Origin of the sequence: Paenibacillus solani, from assembly GCF_050475945.1 — a bacterium.
GTDB lineage: Bacteria > Bacillota > Bacilli > Paenibacillales > Paenibacillaceae > Paenibacillus_AQ > Paenibacillus_AQ solani_A.
In genome coordinates this window covers 41,554-59,946 of the sequence record NZ_JBCMXJ010000024.1, presented here as the reverse complement: position 1 = coordinate 59,946, position 18,393 = coordinate 41,554, and the positions used below count along the sequence as shown (strand labels likewise).

Sequence of the window (18,393 nt, the reverse complement as noted above, 5' to 3'; positions counted from 1 at the left end):
TTTCAAATATAAGGAGATGTACAAAATGAAAAAGAATATAAATCAGCTAATCATCTTACTTTTGGCTTTAGGAGCTTTTGTAACAGGAACAGCAGAGTTTGTTGTTTCTGGAATTTTAGAACTGATTTCTTTTGAATTAGATGTTTCGATTTCAATAGCTGGTCAGTTGATCACGATTTATTCTTTATCTTATGCCATTGGAGCATTGGTATTGGTCATGCTAACATCTAAATTTGACCGCAAGAAAGTACTTTTATGTGCTATCTCTATATTTATTCTAGGAAATCTAGTTGCATTTTTCAGCTGTAATTTTGTCATTCTTATGTTATCCAGAGTCATTATGGCAATGAGTGGAGGACTATATATTGTTGTTGCCACTAATTATGCCGCTCAAATTGCAGTTCCAGAAAAAAGAGGTAGTGCTATGGCAACAGTCATTACAGGTTTCACTGTTTCATTAGTACTTGGAGTGCCTATTGGAACATTTTTAGCTGGACACTTTGATTGGCACTATATTTTTCTAATCATTGCTATCGGCACAGTTTTTTTATTGATAGGATTTTACAAATTATTACCTGTTATAGAAGGAAACCAATCGCTGCCATTTAAACAACAGCTACAAATTATTAAAGATAAACGAGTCCTTACTGGTTTAATGACAACGATATTTTGGATTTTAGGATACACTTTGGTGTTTGCTTACATTGCTCCATTATTAAGTCATACTGCTGGTTTTTCTATAGAAATGACAAGTATAGCTTTATTTGTTTTAGGCACTTTTGCTTTTATTGGCTCACGCTTTGGAGGATATGCGGTAGACAGATGGGGACCTAATCGAACGATATCATTAAGTTTATGTGTTCATATCATCTCTTTATTTGTACTAGCGTTTACACAGTACGGGGTAGTGGGGGTATTTGTCACACTAGCTTTTTGGGGAGTAGCAACTTGGACAACGACACCAGCAAAGCAATTTTATCTGATTTCACTAAAACCACAATCCTCTGAAACGGTACTCAGTTTTAATACCGCATTGATGAATGTGGGAATGATGCTGGGCTCTGCGTTAGGAGGGATCATTATTCAATTTATGAATATAGTAAATTTAAGCTGGATTGGTGGATTATTCGTCATACTCGCACTTATTTTTATCAGATATTCTTTTCACTTAAATAAAAAATGAACTAATAAATGTTTTCTAAACTCAACTGCCTTGATATTCAGTTGGGTTTTTATTTTTCTTTAATGCTCTCCGATATTTGGCATTTCATAAGGAATCTTGTTGAAGGTTTTAGCATGTCTTGATTATTTTCTTCCTCTTTTGCTCAACTATTGCGTCCGTTTGGAGAATAGCGACGTTATATTGGATAAGAAGAGTATTCTAACCATAACATCCCATGCTACACCAAACTTATCCCTAAGATGCCCAAAGTAATCTCCCCATGGTTGATCTGCAATCGGATATATTTATATTTCCCCCTTCACTTAATGCCGCAAATAAGCGGTCGGCTTCTTCCCGGGATTTTGGATTTAGACTTATCGTTACATTTGGGACCAAATCCCAGTGCATTGGCTCCTTAGTATCGCTTGCCATTAATATACCTTCACCTAAATCAAGCCCCATATTTAAAATATGTTTTTTTTCATCTGGTAATTCTTTGTCACTCATTGTCCATGAACGGAAAAGCAAAAGAAGCGATCGATTTTTATAAAGGCTGTTTTCGTAAACTTTGTTGCTTTTAAGTAAGATTTTAATTTTAATAGTATAATAATGAAAAGGAGAGTGAAATAATGGATGATAAGCGTTTTGAAACTATTTATACTCAAGGAAAATTTGATGTGATTAAAGTTATTCGTGATAATGAAACAGGAATTCTGTATATGTCGCAAAGAGAAGGCTATGGGCTTGGGCTAACTGTTATGTTTGACCAAGAAGGGAAACCCTTGGTAGATAAGGATTTTAAAAAGTAGTAAGGGCTATTTAAAATGATACAGTTTTGAGCTGTCTGGAAGCATTTTTTCTTGTTAGATTGTGAAAACAATTGCTGTGTCTTTTTCTTTGTTAAGATGCTTTACGCAACTCCTTGAAAACGCACCATCCAATCCTTTAAACGATTATGAGAATTATTAAACAGGGCAACAATACCTCACTGTGTATTCAAAGTGCGAACTTAGAAGAAATTGAACATTTTATAAGAGTTTGACCACATATGATAGGGTGCGAATCATTGTTCCATTATCCAGCAATGTGTTTAGCAAAGCATACTGCATTATTGAAGACCCGTTCGGCATTCATATTCAATTAATGTACGATGATAGACTAAAATAAAACATGCGTGTTTACTGAATTTTAAGAAAAAGAATGCCCTATCGAGGGGCATTCTTTTTTTAGGCGCCAAGGAACATTTTTATGTCATCTTCCACACATTAGTAATGCCGCCAATCCAGAAGTTTTCAACGAGGACTTTAGCAACGTTAGGCGACAGGAATGCAGGGAGCGTAGGGCCCAGATGAATATTTTTAACGCCAAGATATAGCAGGGCAAGCAGCACGATCACCGCTTTCTGCTCATATCAGGCAATGTTATAGGAAATCGGCAAATCATTAATATTCTCAAGGCCGAATACTTCAATTCGATTCAAAATTTTAATAAGGAAAATCCGAATCACCAAAAAGAGGATATAGAAAGTAAATGGGTAGTAGTCTTGAAAAAATTATGGAAACAGTCAAACCCACCAAGAAATGACGTTTTGGAAACTACACACTTATCGTTTTGAGTCACATATCTTGTGAACTTGCACATCACAATAAGACCTCGAACTACAGCTTTTGATAGTGATTTGAAAGATTCTCTATTCGATCTTGGATCATTTGTTTTAATGATTCAGGTTCCACTGACATTACATAATGACCATATCTCATAAAATAGTCGGCTAAAAATTCCGCTTCTTCTGGATTATAGAACCCCTTAATAACTGTCTTATCGCCACTTTCCATTTTCATCGAAGGATAATGCTCTTTATAAAAAATATCCTTTGCCTGTTCTAAAATCTCGACTTCAAAGTCAATACTATTCTCAGAACGGTACATTTCTAATGAGCGACTCACGAGTTCATCTATGGAAAAGTGAGAACCGCTGTCCTCTTCTTCCATAGAGGTTATTCTGTCACATCTGAAAACTCTATGTTTATTGGAATTCAACTCTATTCCAGTTGCATACCATTGACCGAACTTGGCGGAAATGCTGAAAAATTGAACATGGTAGCTTTTTTCCAGATTATTTTTCGTGTATTGAATCCTACAGCTGCTCTCATTAAGGATGCTTTTTAGAATTTTATCTAAAAAACGACTCACATGATGATGAGGATAAACTTCAAATTGCAGGACTTTTTTCATGTTGTGAATCTGCTTGATTTGTTCTTTAGAAAGACAGTTTTCAAACTTCTCATTTAGTTGATTGACACTTAAATGAAATGGCGTGGATTGATATGCATCTAACGTTAACATGGCAAAATACAGAGCAAACACTTCATCCATCGTAAAAATAATAGGAGATAATAATCTGTTTTTTAAAATGCCATATCGTCCATGTCTGCCTTGTTCCGAATAAATGGGCATTCCCAATTGCTCTAATGAGTTAACATCACGCAAGGCTGTACTTTTTGAAATATTGTATTGATCCATTAAGTCACTTAAATTAAAGAACTCCCGGCCATTTAAGTATCTAATCATGTCATTTAATCTTTCTGATTTCTTCACCGTAAATCCCCTTATAATGGTGTCAATAGTTGATACCTTTATATTCTATAATAAGCTCAAGGTATACTTCAAATCGCCTAACGTTATGATCCAAAAGGAGACTGGTACAATGAGTGCAACGCTAGAAGTAGCTATTTTCTTGTCCATGAACGGAAAAGCAAAAGAAGCGATCGATTTTTACAAAAAACATTTGAACGCAGAGGAATTGTTGCTTGTAACCTATGAAGACATGGCAAAACGCGAAAGCTCGATGCAGCTTACGGATGAGAATAAAGAATATATTACTCACTCCGTATTGTCCATCGGAAAAACAAAAGTCATGCTGGCAGAAAATCCAATGGATGCCACAGAACAATATGTAGTCGGCAACAACACCTCATTGTGTATTCAAAGTGCGGACCTAGAAGAAATTGAACATTTTTATAAGAGCTTGACTACAGACGATAGGGTGCGAATCATAGTTCCATTATCCACCAATGTGTTTAGCAAAGCATACGGCATTATTGAAGACCCGTTCGGCATTCATATTCAATTAATGTACGATGATAGACTAAAATAAAACATGCATGGTTATTGTCACTGTCAACTCAACACATGTGGAGATAAACTCGTGTAGTGATTCTACATCCTACCTCCGAATATTGATTATGCGGACAACATATTAATTAGTGAAGTCTAAGTAATAACTGATATTGATTAACGGTATTGGAGGTATGGTCAATGGTCAATTGCTACAGAAAGAAGATTTTCACAGCCCTCAGCGCAGCTTTAGTCGTCTCTATGCTGGCTACAGGCGTGATAGTCGCTGCTCAAGGTAAAACAACGTTAGAGATAGCGAAGGACGCAGGGGCTAAAAAGGTTGAAGTTATTAAAGGATAAGCAAGACCTTCCTATGAAGAAGCTTCCGTTATTATTAATGGCAAGGAACAAAATTTTAGTCAACTCGCAACGGCTGAGTACGCTATGAATATTACTGAATTTCAAGAAAAAGAATGCCCCGGCGAGGGGCATTCTTTTTTAGGCACCAAGGAACATTTTCATGTCATCTTCTACATTGGTGATGCCGCCGATCCCGAAGTTCTCTACGAGGACTTTGGCAACGTTAGGCGACAGGAATGCAGGGAGCGCAGGGCTTCCTTCAGTTTTTATGCAATAACGACTAGGGAGTAAGAATCATTGCATTGACCGGCGTCCAGAACCCGCGGAATATCGCCGATTTCACCTTGACCTAGTTTATTGAGATATTGATGAAGCAGAGGATATCGAGATTATCTCGGTATCCTTTTCCCTATGGTCTGAGAGGAAAAACCCCCCTATTTTCGAATTATGATGCTAAAGAGGTAGGAGGGCGGTGGAACCAATATCAACCTATTAAACTTACTGGGATGACGCTAAGTTTGATGATCCCTTTTATGCCGGCATGTTTATTGTTATAGGATTGACGGTCGTCATACTGTTTGTGGTGGTGTCTATACTAGTAGATTATTTGCCAGATCATTTAAGCGAAAAAGTATCGAAAAATACTCCTTTTATTTTTGGTGGTATACCGATTTTAGTCGGTTTAATAATTAGCCCCTCTTTTTCTTTTACCCAATGAACTATCGTTCTGCGTTAGTTGAACACATTAATTCCTCCATTACCTCTATTATTTTATTGATGACTTGTTCTTCGTCGCTAATGACCTGTTCTGAAGTAAAGAGCATTAGTTCGGGATGATTTCCGATGCAGATGGAACGCATGGCCTGTCTAAACATAGGTACATCGTTTGCATCATTGCCAAATGCAATAAAATCAAGGGGAGCTATACCCATCATTTGTAGACCTGTCCACTTATTAACGTCTTTAGGGCTGATATCGATAATATCTTCCGACTCATGCAAATAAGTAACAATCGGTAACTCTCTCAACTCGATTAACATTTTTTGCACATCGGTACTACGCAAAATAACTACTTTCACAATCTCATTTAAATCTTCAAGACGAACATTTCTCGCTCTTTGATCCGGATCCAAATTTCTTCGAATCGGGTGCTCATAATTACCTGAATAAGCATAATCCCAAGCGCTATCGACCAAATAATCGGCTTCAAAGGTTTTTATTATCTTGATAATATCGTCAGCCGTAGATGAGTCGAAGTGAACAGTGGAAATGTTGAGTCCCTTCGTAACAACAAATGCACCATTCCCTCCTACCATCGGGAAATGGTGCATCTGCGGAGGTAATATAGGTAATAGATCTCGAATGGGTCTAGCCGAGGCAAATATAATTTCATGTCCTCTGTCCACTAACACTTCTAATGCATTGATCATCTGTTTGCTTAAAGGTTTTCCTTTAAAGCATATGGTACCATCCAGATCAAAAACAAACTTCATTCCTGTTACCCCCTTGTTTTTTATAATCTTATCAGTTTCTTGTATAATGAAAAGGACAGATGTCCAAAAAAGGAGTACATGATGAGATCATATATAGATCAAGAAAATATACAGCATTACATCTCAAAATTTAACCTGAATCAATTATTCTCTGAACCTGAATCCCTCCCTATTTATCTTAATGTATATGAACAGGGTGAAGTAGTACTGAGAGAAGGTGATGAATTGACAGGTGTTTATTTCCAAGTTGAGGGTCAAACTAAGGTGTCTTCTAGTGTGGGTACAGGGAAATCATTGCTTTTAAGGTTCTGCCATCCGTTATCGGTTTTTGGGGATGTTGAACTCTTTCAAAAAGTAGTCATCCAATCGCAGGTTGAAGCCATTCAACCATCTAGTTTTCTGTTTATTAACAAACAAACTGTTGAAACAAAACTGGTGCATGATCACAGATTCTTGCTCGAACTTATAAAGCATCTCTCGTACAAGCTACAAACATGTACTACGGCTTCAAGAATTAACTTATTAGCATCTGTTGAGGAACGGCTAGCGAGTTATTTATTAACGACGAGATTGCAAAATGAGTTCGGTAAGGAAATTCAAACTTCGCATATTTCTGAGATTGCATCTTTGATAGGAACTACACCTCGTCATTTAAATCGAGTAATCCAGAGTCTTACAGATATGAAGGTGCTTAAAAAAGAGAAAAAATGCCTAACCGTTTTAGATTGGGAACGTCTAGATGAGCTGTCAAATGAGTTGCGGTATGAATAAACGGCCGGAAATATAATTAAACTTTAAGGAAGAACTTTACCCCGTAGTGCCATAATCAAGATGTGTTGCTCGAAGAAATCAGGGATGTCCTGAAAGAATTGCTGCGCTCAAACCACATGGTCATTCAATCAAACAACGAGATTAAAAAACTTCTCGCAGCACGTTCAGAAAACCAAACGAGTCCTTTAACTACGCCTGTTCTCTGTAATGATGACCATGAACAATATAGTATGAAAGGGAATTCAATATGTGGAGATGGTAATGCGGATTTATTCAAGCGAATAGTTACCGTTTATTTTTACGAGGAGCCCGAACGAATAAAGTCAAATAATGTACGAAAATCTGCAAGAAGGGTTTCGGTTGAACTTGGTGGAACCATGTGTGACTTTTTGGATCATAGGTTGCAAAGTACAGGATTAAGCTTCGATCGTTTCCCAGACGGTGGAGATGATTTTGATTGCTCCCCGCCATTTCTCTTCACCTGTTACTATAATCAACATCTGCTCAAGGAAGAAAACAAAGAAATGCTTGGCGAGTTCGAAAAAGAAGTGAAGCGGCGCTGGTCGATACTAAAAGCGAAACACGAGAACCCGCTGCTATAAAATATCCATGGCCAGTCGTAACATAAAAAGTGCCTGCTCATCCTTTGAGCAGGCACTTTTTGTGGTTTGCGATAGATTAGTTTTTCTCTTTTCTATTAAGAGGAGTAAACGCCATAGCTGCCATTCTGGTTGCCGCAAGAATCACGGACTACAAGCTCAGGTTCTACAACAAAGGAACTTGTACTAGCTTGATTATTGATAAGGTCATACAGCATTAGGGCAGAGAGAACGCCCAGTTTCTCTTTATTTTGCCTCATCGTTGTTAGTGTAGGTTTTGTATATTTGCAGGCCTCGATATCATCACAACCAATAATTGCGATATCCTCTGGTACTTTTAAATGATGTTCTTCAAGAGCTCTCATCGCGCCAATGGCGATTAGATCGGAAGCAGCAAAGATCGCACGGGGCAGCTTCTCAGCTTGCAGAATTTTCTTCATCGCATGATAACCGCTTTGCTCGAAGAAGTCTGTCCCGTTAACAAACCATTCAGGATGGATGGTTAACCCTAAAGCATCCATAGCATCACGGTAACCCGATTCTCGAATATTCGAAATGTTCGATGAAGTTGAACTACCGATATATCCTAAATCCCGATATCCCATCAAGTAGAAATGCTCTACGACTTTAGAAGTCAGTTTGTAGTTGTCAGACATGATATATCCTGAATTCTTACCTGTGAGCTTGATATCTACGCCAAGACAAGGGATGTCACTCTGGTCTAGAGCGTCTATAGAAGGTTCAATTTCTTGACCGGAGATAATGACGCAACCAGCCACCTGGTATGATAGACAGCGCAATAGATAGTCATTTTCTTCGCCATCAGTCTTTGTATTTGTTAAGAACAACAAGTCATAACCGAGAGATCCGACCTGCTTCTTAAATGAATTTAACACTGCATTAAAGAAAGGGTGAGTAAAATCAACATTTTGCTTACCCGCAAAGATAACAACGATTAAGTTGGATTTTTTTAATGAAGGCGCTGGTGTGTAACCTGTCTTGCGCATGATCTCAAGAACCCGATTTCTTGTTTCTTCAGAAACGTCACTATAATTATTGATAATTTTTGAGACAGTGGATAATGAGACACCAGCCATCTCAGCTATCTTTTTATTATTCACTATGAACCCTCCTTTATTCGAAAGCGATATTCGTAAAAAAGCTATTAAAATCTATAATTTAGATTAGAAATATATAGTTTACGAAAAATATTTTCGTGGATTAATTGTAGTTTGTTTATGAACAGAAGTCAATAAAGCCAAAATTATGAAGAAAATCTCTTTACAAGTGCATGAAGTGGTGCAATAATAGGTTCACGAAACAATTTCGGAAAATAAACATCGAATATTACGAAAATTTCGTTGATCTTAAATCATATATACTTGATTAAATGGAAAACGTTTTCGAAATGTTTCGGAATATAAGTCATTACAAAATAAACTGGGGGGTCAATCTCATGTTGAAAAGATTGTCTGCACTACTACTTGCATCCTCGCTCGTTGTTGGTTTGACAGCATGCGGTGGAAGCGACAAATCTGCTGACTCTGGATCCAATCAATCCGGAGGGAAGAAAGTAATTAAAATGCTTCACTGGAAGCAAAGTAACATCAATACAGTACTTGAAGACATCAACAAACAATTTGAAGAGAAATATCCTGAATACAAGATCGAGTACATAACGACAGGACCTGATGATGAATACAAACAAGCAAGCCGTACTCGGATTACTGCTGGTGATGTAGATATCTTTGCTGATTTGTCAGGCATGAGACTTTCGCCTAAAGAATGGACTCCTGGTGCAAAAGTGCCGGATTGGCAGCAATGGATTGATTCCGGTCTCATCGCAGATTTGACTGGTCAAGATTTTATTAAAAACTATGTCCCAAGCGATATTGAACAAGCTGGTACATATAACGGCAAAGTATACGGTATCCCAACAGGTAAAGTTGTGATGTCTGGTATCTTCTATAACAAAGATATTTTTGCGAAATATGGATTGGATGTTCCAACAACATGGAGTGAATTCATTAAGCTGAATGATACTTTGAAAGAAAATGGTGTTACTCCAATCGGTATGGCAGGTAAAGATGTATGGCCTCTTAAATTGCCTGCATTCGGTTTGCAAGCACATATCCTTGGCGGCGGCGATCAAGAGAAGTTTATCGAAGGCGTATGGAAGGGTACCTCCAAATTTACAGATCCGGATGCCGTTGAAGTATTAGAAAAAATGAAAACGATTCAAGATGAGTACACGATGGACGGATTTATGGGTGTTGATTACGGTACAATTCCATCTTACTTCGCAACAGGCAAAGTAGCAATGATGCCGAATGGTTCTTGGGAAGCTCCAACGGTTGCAGCAGCTAACGCTGACTTGAATTTTGGTTATTTCCCAATTCCAGCAACTGAAAATGCAGATGTGAATAAAGCTCTTGTTGGTAAATACGATATGACTTGGTACGTAGCTGAGAAAGGTAAGAACAAAGAAGGAGCCATTAAATGGCTTGAGTTCTTCTCCGAGCCAGATATCTACGCACAATTTGTTAAAGCAGCAGGTTTCTTGCCTACAATGCCAGATGTAAAAACAGATAGCAAATTCTTTGATGAAGAAGTTATGCCATATATGGATGGCTTCCAATTGGCTTATGAAATCTTGATGATTAACCGTGAAAACGTTGGAGAGCACTTGGCTGCAGAAGGCGTTCATACAGAGTACTTGGCTCCAGGCGGTGAATTCAAGACTGCGAAGGAACTAGCAGAGGTTCAACAAAAAGAGTGGGACAGTGCTGCCCCTAAGCAATAGTTATTGAATAATGTCTGCTTACAGGGTCTGAACAAGTACTTGTTCAGACCCTGTAATTCATATCACAGGTACTCCTTGAGTTACCGCAATGTGAGGATGAAGTTCTAGAATTTGTGAAAAAGGAATTGCGAGGTGTACTTTATGTATCCATTCGGAAGAGGTAGTAAGCGATTAATTCCTTACTTGCTATTACTCATCCCACTTCTGTTATATGTGGTGTTCTATGCAGGGCCTTCCGTAATGACGGTAATCTATTCTTTTACGGATATGAAGAATATTCCGGGAACTGAAGTTAATTTTGTCGGTTTGGATAATTATAAAAGCTTGTTGTTTTCAGGTAACTCGTCAGAACGCTGGGCTTCTATAGGTCGCTCACTATACTTTATGTTCGTTGTAACGATTCTGCAAAATGGTATTGCGCTGCTCGTTGCTGTTGTTCTTAACCAAAGGCTGAAAGGAGATAAAGCTTATCGCGCTGTCTTTTTCCTACCTGTTGTACTGGGTGTAGCGGTAGTATCTCTAATCTGGTCTTTGATGTTTGATCCAATCAGTGGTCCAGTTCAACAATTGTATAGTTTATTCGGGTATAAGGATACGTTCTTTGGAAGCTTTACTCATGCCTTTAACTACATCATCTTCGTACAAATCTGGATGTACATGGGGTATTCCATGCTGATTTTTCTCGCAGGTCTGCAATCTGTACCTAGAGATCTTTATGAAGCTGGACATATTGATGGAACGAGTCGCTGGCAAGCATTCCGAAGCATTACATTCCCTCTTATCGCTCCATCCTTTACCGTAAATATGCTCTTATCTATCATTGGTGCAATGCAAACATTCGATATTATTCTGGCTACCACAGACGGTAATTTCAATACAAGAACCATGGCTTATGACGTTTATAAAGAAACTTTCCGTGGCAGTCTCGATATGGGGCTTCCAGCCGCCTTGTCTGTACTGCAGTTCCTTGTTGTCCTGGTCTTTGTTGTTGTTGCTGTCAAGCAAATGCGTCAGCGGGAGGTGGAATATTAATGAAGAGATCAAAATCAGTCAACCTCCTGTCCTACTTATTAGTCGCGATTTTGCTCATTCTTTATGTGGTTCCACTCCTGTTCGTATTCAATGTATCGTTTAAATCATTTAATGATTATTTGCTGGATCCGCTTGGAATTGTTCAGAATTTTAATTTTTCTAACTATACAGAAGCATGGAAGCAAGGTTCTTTCTCGAACTATTTCGTGAATAGCGTGCTCTATACGGGAACTTCCACAGTGTTTACGATTCTGATCTCCCTCTTCGCTGCGTTTCCTATAGCACGTGGTTATGTGAAGTGGGGCGGACTCATTTACTTTTTCTTTATCATGTCTCAATTTCTGCCGAATCCGATGGTTTCGCAGTTTAAGCTGATGTTGTTCTTTAAGGATCATTTGCCATTCATGGGGTATGACTCACAATTCGGTTACATCCTGCTTAAGACATCGGGCACAGGCGTCGTATTTATGATGTTCGTAGGTTATATCAAATCCATTAGCCGTGATCTGGACGAAGCTGCGGGTATGGATGGCTGTGGATACAGCCGCTTTCTTCTTCAGATTGCATTGCCGCTTATGAAGCCCATCATTGCAACAGGCGTTATTTTGACAGCGATCGCTACATGGAATGACTTTGTAGGACCGATCATGTACTTGTCCAGTCCAGGCAACTGGCCGATTACTGCAGGCTTGAAGGAATTCAAAGGACAGTACGGAAACAACTGGCCGCTGCTTGCATGTGGAATTACGATCGTTGCCGCACCGCTTATTGTTCTTTATGTATTTATTCAGAAGTACATCGTAGATGGAGCATTAGATGGGGCCGTTAAGTCGTAGGATTACGACTTGCGGTTCTATCTATGTTACTGAACATTCGTTTGTAGAGACATGCATATTTTGAATGTGAGGGGATGGTCTAGATGAAACAGAAGTACATATTTGATGATCAAGGTCGCTTTGTGATAACAGATTATAACCGATTGAAGCCGTTTTCTTCCTTTTTACCAGGATTAGCGGGATTGAAAGGAAAGCCCTTGTGGAGCTTCTATGTCAATCGTGGGCAAGGGATTGCAAGCTTCGGAGTGCAGGACAAGGATGGTGCTATCCTGGAGTTTCAACCTGCTAACAAGTCTTATCAAGCGGTACCATTACAAGGCTTTCGTACGTTTATAAAGCTTGATGGTCAGGTGCATGAGCCTTTTTCATATCAGAACGGATCAGCTTCCATCCAAGAGCGGATGACGATTGAAGCGAATACACTGCAGATTGAATCTGTTGATGAGGCTAGAGGGATTGCGGTGAAGGTGACTTACTTTATCCTGCCGAATGAATCCTTCGCTGCTCTGGTACGCCAAGTGACGATTCAAAATCTGCACTCGGAAGAGAAGAAGATTGAAGTGATTGATGGATTGCCAGGAGTTCTCCCTTATGGGTTATCGAATGCAGCATATAAGGAGCTTGGTTATACACTGAAAAGCTGGATGGAGGTTTATAATCTGGAGCAGAACATTCCGTATTATAAACTGCGCGCCAGCACAGCGGATTCAGCTGAGGTTACAGGCATTGAGGGTGGGCATTTTATGTTGTCCTTCGGTGATGATGGCGTTAAAGAGCAAGTTCTGTCTCCGATTGTGGATGCAGATCTTATATTTGGAAGTAATAGCTCTTTGATCACAGCTGACAGCTTCAGTGACGCATCTCTTCAAGAGTTGATGACACGACCGCAAGTAACGACAAATAAGGTACCAAGTGGCTTTGCGGCGGTAGATACGACGCTTCCAGCGGGAGGCAAGTATGAGGTGTATACCCTCATTGGGCATGTACATGATGTAGAGCATATTAATGCAAAACAAGCGGAGCTTATTAGCCGTGAATATATTGCACAGAAGCTGAGTGAAGCTCGCGAGTTAACGGAGCAATTGACGAATGTAATCGCAACGAAATCTGCGGATAAGCGCTTTGATGCGTATTGTCGCCAATGCTATATGGACAATGCCCTTCGTGGCGGACATCCGATTACACTGGATAGTGGTAACCCGGAAGAACCGTTCATTTATCATGTGTATTCCAGAAAACATGGGGATTTGGAGCGGGATTATAACTTTTTTACTGTGGCACCGAGCTATTATTCACAAGGAAACGGAAATTTCCGGGATGCGAATCAGAACCGCCGCACTGATACGTTAATGAATCCGGATGTGAAGGATTTTAACGTGAAAATGTTCATGAACTTTATTCAAGCTGACGGTTACAACCCGCTTGTCATTCAAGGGTGCAGTTTCCGTCTAAAAGATGACGCGGCGCAAAGCTGGATGTCACGGGTAAGCGAACAAGACGTGACGAAGGTCTCGAGCTTCTTAAGCAATTCCTTTACACCAGGCGGCCTGCTTGAATTTATCGAGAATCAGCGCATAGAACTAAACGTGGATGCAGACTCATTTTTGCTCGAAGTGTTATCTGAGTCGGAGCAATATGCGGAAGCTGTGTTCGGTGAAGGATACTGGATTGATCACTGGACCTATAATATGGATCTGATTGAGAGCTATTTGTCCGTATATCCGGATCAGAAAGAACGACTGCTGTTTGATGATAGATCTTATATGTATTATGACAGCCCTGCTGACGTTCTTCCGCGTGATGAGAAGACGGTACTTACGGACGGCAAGGTTCGGAGATACGGAGCTCTGCGTGAGAGCGAAGAGAAAGAACATCTGCTTAATGCCCGTAAGACCCTTAAGACATGGGTTCGTACACAGCAAGGTCATGGTGAGATTTATAAGACCTGCTTATTTGAAAAATTAGTATCCCTGGCACTGCTGAAATTTGCCACACTTGATCCGGAAGGGATTGGTGTGGAGATGGAAGCGAACAAACCGGGATGGAATGATTCCCTGAATGGTTTGCCTGGCCTATTCGCTTCAGGCTTCGGGGAATTGTGCGAGCTGCAGCGAGTGCTTGCCTTCATCGAACAGGTGGATAGTTGTGAGCGGACAATCTCTATCCCTGTAGAGTTGGCTAAATTACTGGAAGAAGTTGAAGCTTTATTGGATCAATATCTAGCTTCCTCTCAGGCCCCAGCGGATGCCTTCAAGTATTGGGATCAGGTGTCTAGTGCGCGTGAAACCTATCGCGAGAAAGTTCGTTTTGGCTTCGATGGTGAGTTAAGCGAGCTTGCGGTTTCTGATATTAAGCAGGCTATTCATAAATTCCTGCAGCATGTTGAGCTGGGAATTGCTAAAGGCCTGGAAATCGGTAACGGCGTCTATCCAACGTTTTTTGCTTACGAGGCAGTGGATTATGAACCTGTAACTGAACCTTATAAAGGGCCGCGGACGAACGCAAAAGGGCAGCCTTTCGTACGGGTGACTTCATTCCGCAGGGTGGATTTGCCTTACTTCCTGGAAGGACCTGTGCGTGCGATGAAGACAATCACGGATGCTGAAAGCAAACGCGATCTTTATCAGCGCATTCAAGAGACAGAACTGTATGATCGCAAGCTTCAAATGTACAAGGTAAATGCCTCTCTGGCTGAGACGACTCCGGAAATCGGACGTTCCAGAGCATTTACACCAGGCTGGCTGGAGAACGGATCTGTATTCTTGCATATGTCATACAAATATCTATTGGAATTATTGAAGGGAGAGCTTTATAACGAGTTCTTCACCGAGATTAAGCATGGTCTTGTACCATTCCTGGATCCTGCTGTTTATGGGCGGAGCACACTGGAGAACAGCTCTTTCATCGCCAGTAGTGTAAACCCTGATCCTTCACTGCACGGAAGGGGCTTTGTTGCTCGACTAAGTGGATCTACAGCTGAGTTTATATCCATGTGGAATCTAATGATGTGGGGCAAGCATCCATTCGTAATGGAAGAAGGACGCCTTCAGCATCAGCTGCAGCCGGTACTGCCAGCTTGGTTGTTCGATGATAACGATACGCTCCAGGCTGTGTTCTTGGGTGAGATTGAGGTTGTCTATCATAATCCTTCAAGAAAAGACACGTTTGGAGAGCACGGGGCCAAGGCGTCCGATATGGTATTGACGCTGAAAGATGGCCGGACAATTCATGTGGTGAAGAGCGTATTGAATGAGGAGCATGCGTTACTTGTACGTAATCGAGAAGTGAGCCGAATCGAAGTTACATTACAGTAACGGACGGATTAATACAAGGCATTACATTGAGCAGGTTCAGCTGAGTTGAAGGGATGGAGAAACATGACACAGAAGAAACCAACAGCAGGTTGGACATTTACAGGGAAGCATGGGGAATTCCAATTAGCGAACCCTGATCGAAGCAGTTATCTTTATTTTCCGCTTGTGAACGAAGCGGGGATGATGTCATCCGTTACACCAACATGGCATGGTGACAGTAAGGCGGATCAGAACTCATTCCTGTTAGCGCCTGTATCCGCTGAGGATTTGCATAATTCCCGGGCAGGACGAAATTTCTGGGTGTATGTAGAAGGAAAGGGAGCTTGGTCTGCAGCCGGGAACTCGGCAAGTCAGATCACTTCCCGCATCGGGAATATGGATGATGCAGATGAGGTTCACTTGGAGGCAGGATTACTCTGGCATCGTGTTACACGTCAGAATAAGAAGTTCGGTATTCGTGCCGAAGCCACGAGTTTTGTACCAATGACGGACGATAAAGTCGAACTCATGCAAGTGAAAATTACGAATATAAGTGACAAGGAAATCCGGGTAACGCCAACAGCGGCAATTCCATTCTACGCGCGCTCAGCAGATGATATTCGTGATCACAGGCATGTAACCTCCTTGCTCCATCGTACATATACGATGAAGCATGGTGTTGAAGTGCAGCCGACATTATCTTTTGATGAGCGCGGACACCGGGTGAATGAGACCGCGTATTCTGTTCTCGGAAGTGAAGCCGATGGAACAGCTCCAGTTGGATATTTTCCAATTGGGGAAGAGTTCATAGGCGAAGGTGGCAGCTATGACTGGCCAGAAGCTATCGTCACGAATGCGGCAGCGCATGAGACTAGCGGAGCTGAGATTGATGGGTATGAGACTGTCGGAGCACTGCGCTTTCAAGATCGTAACCTCGCACCAGGCGAATCGGCAAGTTATGTGATTGCCATGGCGATTACGAATGGACGCGTGAATGAAGAACAATATGAGAAGGATTATCTGTCTGCGGTTCGCTTTGATGCGCTGCTAGAGGACAATAAACAATTCTGGCAAGCGAAAGTCGGAACGGTCGAATTTCATTCCGGCGATTCCAATCATGATGAATGGATGAAGTGGGTAACACTGCAGCCGGTATTACGTCGTCTGTATGGCTGTTCCTTCTTGCCGCATCATGATTATGGACGTGGCGGCCGCGGTTGGCGTGATCTCTGGCAGGACTGTTTGGCGCTGCTCATTATGGAGCCCCAAGATGTACGTAATCTCCTGTGGAATAACTATGCTGGCGTGCGTATGGACGGCAGTAATGCAACTATTATCGGTTCTAAACCAGGGGATTTCCGTGCAGACCGCAACAATATCCCGCGGGTATGGATGGATCATGGCGCATGGCCGTTCTTAACGACAAAGCTCTACCTGGATCAGAGCGGAGATACTGAATTCCTGTTCGAGCCGCAGACGTATTTCAAAGATTCCTTCGTGAAGCGTGCGAAAGCGCGTGATGATCAATGGACTCCCGAGGCGGGCCAGCAATTGAAGACAGCAGATGGAGCCGTTTATACAGGCACTATTCTCGAGCATATATTAATCCAAAATGTTATTCCGTTCTATCATGTGGGCGCAAACAACAATATTTTACTTGAAGGCGCAGACTGGAACGATGGCCTGGATATGGCGACCAAGCTGGGCGAGAGCGTTACGTTCACTGCATTCTATGCTGGTAATCTGAAGGATTTAAGCGACATGCTGCTGCAAGTGAAGCAAATGACGGGAATAAGCGATGTAGAGATCAATGAGGAGATGCTGGATTTATTAGATACATTGACAGCAGAGAAAGTTGATTATTCATCAATAGCAGATAAGCGTGAACGCTTGGAGCGTTATTACAATACAGTACTGACAGCGGTAAGCGGGGTTAAAGTGTCTGTTGATATCGAGCAGCTCGCTGCAGATCTGATGAAAAAAGCGGACTGGATGATCTCGCATCTTCGTCAGAATGAATGGATTCAGAATAGCGATGGTTACAGCTGGTTCAATGGCTATTACAATAATGATGGTGAACGTGTAGAGGGAGATACACCAGAGGGTGTGCGCATGACCTTGACCGGACAAGTATTCCCGATCATGAGTGGTGTCGCAACTGAAGAACAAATTCGTGAGACAGTACGGTCGGTAGATCAATTCCTGAAGGATGACAAGATTGGTTATCGATTAAATTCGCGTTTTGGCGGCATTCAGCAGAATTTGGGCCGTGCATTCGGCTTTGCGTTCGGTCATAAAGAAAATGGTGCGATGTTTAGCCATATGACGGTCATGTATGCGAACGCACTGTATAAGCGCGGCTTTGTCCGTGAAGGCCGGACGGTGCTTGAATCGGTCTATGAACTTAGCAGTGATTTCGAGCGCAGCCGCATCTATCCTGGAATTCCGGAGTATATCAACGCGAAAGGCCGTGGAATGTATCATTTTCTGACAGGCTCGGCCAGCTGGCTATTGCTCACGGAATTGACGGAAGTCTTCGGTGTAAAAGGGAAGCTGGGCAAGTTGCTTTTGGAACCGAAGCTTGTAGAGCAGCAGTTTGATGTGAATGGGGAAGCATCTGTCGAGACGTTGTTCGCTGATAAGAAACTGCGTATCATCTATCGCAATGCAAGCAAGCTTGATTATGGACAATATCGCGTGCAAGAAGTAAAGTTGAATGGTGAGATTATCTCTTATGCAGCTGCAGATCATGGCTGTCTGCTAGATCGTGAGCTGCTGAACGCGTTAGCGGATGATCAACCCCACACGATAGAGGTTACACTTTTCGCTAAATAAGGAATGAACTGATTAGATATGAGACCCTAGCCGGAGCAAGAATAGCTAGGGTTTCGATCTTTAATCTACTAATTGAACGAAAAATGGGGGAAA

Annotated in this window: 15 protein-coding genes and 3 pseudogenes; 12 read left to right on the top strand and 6 right to left on the bottom strand. The window is 41.3% G+C overall.

Going from position 1 to position 18,393, the window contains the following annotated elements; translation table 11 throughout:
- The first annotated feature begins 16 nt into the window (after positions 1 to 16).
- Positions 17 to 1,183, top strand: coding sequence for an MFS transporter (locus tag ABEQ74_RS27655; protein WP_430125410.1), 1,167 nt, complete (start codon positions 17 to 19; stop codon positions 1,181 to 1,183).
- Positions 1,184 to 1,417: 234 nt separating this feature from the next.
- Here the strand turns inward: ABEQ74_RS27655 and ABEQ74_RS27650 are convergent, their stop codons facing one another.
- Positions 1,418 to 1,669: a hypothetical protein gene (locus ABEQ74_RS27650; RefSeq protein WP_430125409.1), complete on the bottom strand. Its 252-nt coding sequence runs from the start codon at positions 1,667 to 1,669 to the stop codon at positions 1,418 to 1,420.
- Positions 1,670 to 1,791: 122 nt separating this feature from the next.
- Between ABEQ74_RS27650 and ABEQ74_RS27645 the strand changes: the two genes are divergently transcribed.
- The gene (locus tag ABEQ74_RS27645; RefSeq protein WP_430125408.1) at positions 1,792 to 1,971 is read left to right on the top strand and encodes a DUF6440 family protein; all 180 of its coding nucleotides are present in this window, start codon (positions 1,792 to 1,794) and stop codon (positions 1,969 to 1,971) included.
- Positions 1,972 to 2,135: 164 nt separating this feature from the next.
- Positions 2,136 to 2,329, top strand: a pseudogene (locus ABEQ74_RS27640) (VOC family protein); the annotation flags it as partial.
- 59 nt (positions 2,330 to 2,388) lie between these two features.
- Here ABEQ74_RS27640 and ABEQ74_RS27635 read toward each other — a convergent pair.
- Positions 2,389 to 2,630 (bottom strand): annotated as a pseudogene (locus tag ABEQ74_RS27635) (hydroxylamine reductase); the annotation flags it as partial.
- 190 nt (positions 2,631 to 2,820) lie between these two features.
- On the bottom strand, positions 2,821 to 3,759 hold the full coding sequence (locus ABEQ74_RS27630; RefSeq protein ID WP_430125407.1) for a helix-turn-helix transcriptional regulator: 939 nt from the start codon (positions 3,757 to 3,759) through the stop codon (positions 2,821 to 2,823).
- A 109-nt stretch (positions 3,760 to 3,868) separates the two neighbouring features.
- Here ABEQ74_RS27630 and ABEQ74_RS27625 point away from each other — a divergent pair, with 109 nt between their 5' ends.
- Both ABEQ74_RS27625 and ABEQ74_RS27620 read left to right on the top strand, forming a co-directional pair.
- Positions 3,869 to 4,318 carry a VOC family protein gene (locus ABEQ74_RS27625; RefSeq protein WP_430125406.1) on the top strand — a complete coding sequence of 150 codons (450 nt, stop codon included), beginning with the start codon at positions 3,869 to 3,871 and terminating at the stop codon, positions 4,316 to 4,318.
- Between the two features lie 161 nt (positions 4,319 to 4,479).
- Positions 4,480 to 4,638 (top strand): hypothetical protein, encoded by a 159-nt coding sequence (locus ABEQ74_RS27620; protein ID WP_430125405.1) that lies wholly within the window; start codon positions 4,480 to 4,482, stop codon positions 4,636 to 4,638.
- A 138-nt stretch (positions 4,639 to 4,776) separates the two neighbouring features.
- On the opposite strand, the pseudogene ABEQ74_RS27615 reads toward ABEQ74_RS27620, so the two are convergent.
- A pseudogene (locus ABEQ74_RS27615) lies at positions 4,777 to 4,997 on the bottom strand (hydroxylamine reductase); the annotation flags it as partial.
- A gap of 360 nt (positions 4,998 to 5,357) precedes the next feature.
- A complete protein-coding gene (locus ABEQ74_RS27610) occupies positions 5,358 to 6,131 on the bottom strand; it encodes an HAD-IIB family hydrolase (protein WP_430125404.1) in 774 nt (257 codons plus the stop codon).
- An 81-nt stretch (positions 6,132 to 6,212) separates the two neighbouring features.
- Between ABEQ74_RS27610 and ABEQ74_RS27605 the strand changes: the two genes are divergently transcribed.
- Positions 6,213 to 6,902 carry a Crp/Fnr family transcriptional regulator gene (locus ABEQ74_RS27605; RefSeq protein WP_430125403.1) on the top strand — a complete coding sequence of 230 codons (690 nt, stop codon included), beginning with the start codon at positions 6,213 to 6,215 and terminating at the stop codon, positions 6,900 to 6,902.
- A 98-nt stretch (positions 6,903 to 7,000) separates the two neighbouring features.
- Positions 7,001 to 7,504, top strand: a complete 504-nt coding sequence (locus tag ABEQ74_RS27600) for a hypothetical protein (RefSeq protein WP_430125402.1) — start codon at positions 7,001 to 7,003, stop codon at positions 7,502 to 7,504.
- A 95-nt stretch (positions 7,505 to 7,599) separates the two neighbouring features.
- Here the strand turns inward: ABEQ74_RS27600 and ABEQ74_RS27595 are convergent, their stop codons facing one another.
- Positions 7,600 to 8,622 (bottom strand): LacI family DNA-binding transcriptional regulator, encoded by a 1,023-nt coding sequence (locus tag ABEQ74_RS27595; protein WP_430125401.1) that lies wholly within the window; start codon positions 8,620 to 8,622, stop codon positions 7,600 to 7,602.
- Positions 8,623 to 8,957: 335 nt separating this feature from the next.
- Here ABEQ74_RS27595 and ABEQ74_RS27590 point away from each other — a divergent pair, with 335 nt between their 5' ends.
- From ABEQ74_RS27590 to ABEQ74_RS27570, 5 genes are all read left to right on the top strand, one after another.
- Positions 8,958 to 10,304, top strand: a complete 1,347-nt coding sequence (locus ABEQ74_RS27590) for an ABC transporter substrate-binding protein (protein WP_430125400.1) — start codon at positions 8,958 to 8,960, stop codon at positions 10,302 to 10,304.
- A 141-nt stretch (positions 10,305 to 10,445) separates the two neighbouring features.
- Positions 10,446 to 11,336 (top strand): carbohydrate ABC transporter permease, encoded by an 891-nt coding sequence (locus ABEQ74_RS27585; RefSeq protein ID WP_430125399.1) that lies wholly within the window; start codon positions 10,446 to 10,448, stop codon positions 11,334 to 11,336.
- Positions 11,336 to 12,172: a carbohydrate ABC transporter permease gene (locus ABEQ74_RS27580; RefSeq protein WP_430125398.1), complete on the top strand. Its 837-nt coding sequence runs from the start codon at positions 11,336 to 11,338 to the stop codon at positions 12,170 to 12,172. Before ABEQ74_RS27585 ends, ABEQ74_RS27580 begins: the two co-directional genes overlap by 1 nt.
- 83 nt (positions 12,173 to 12,255) lie before the next feature.
- Positions 12,256 to 15,486 (top strand): cellobiose phosphorylase, encoded by a 3,231-nt coding sequence (locus ABEQ74_RS27575; RefSeq protein ID WP_430125397.1) that lies wholly within the window; start codon positions 12,256 to 12,258, stop codon positions 15,484 to 15,486.
- Positions 15,487 to 15,549: 63 nt separating this feature from the next.
- Complete coding sequence (locus tag ABEQ74_RS27570) at positions 15,550 to 18,300, top strand: GH36-type glycosyl hydrolase domain-containing protein (RefSeq protein ID WP_430125396.1); 2,751 nt, start codon at positions 15,550 to 15,552, stop codon at positions 18,298 to 18,300.
- Positions 18,301 to 18,393 lie beyond the last annotated feature (93 nt).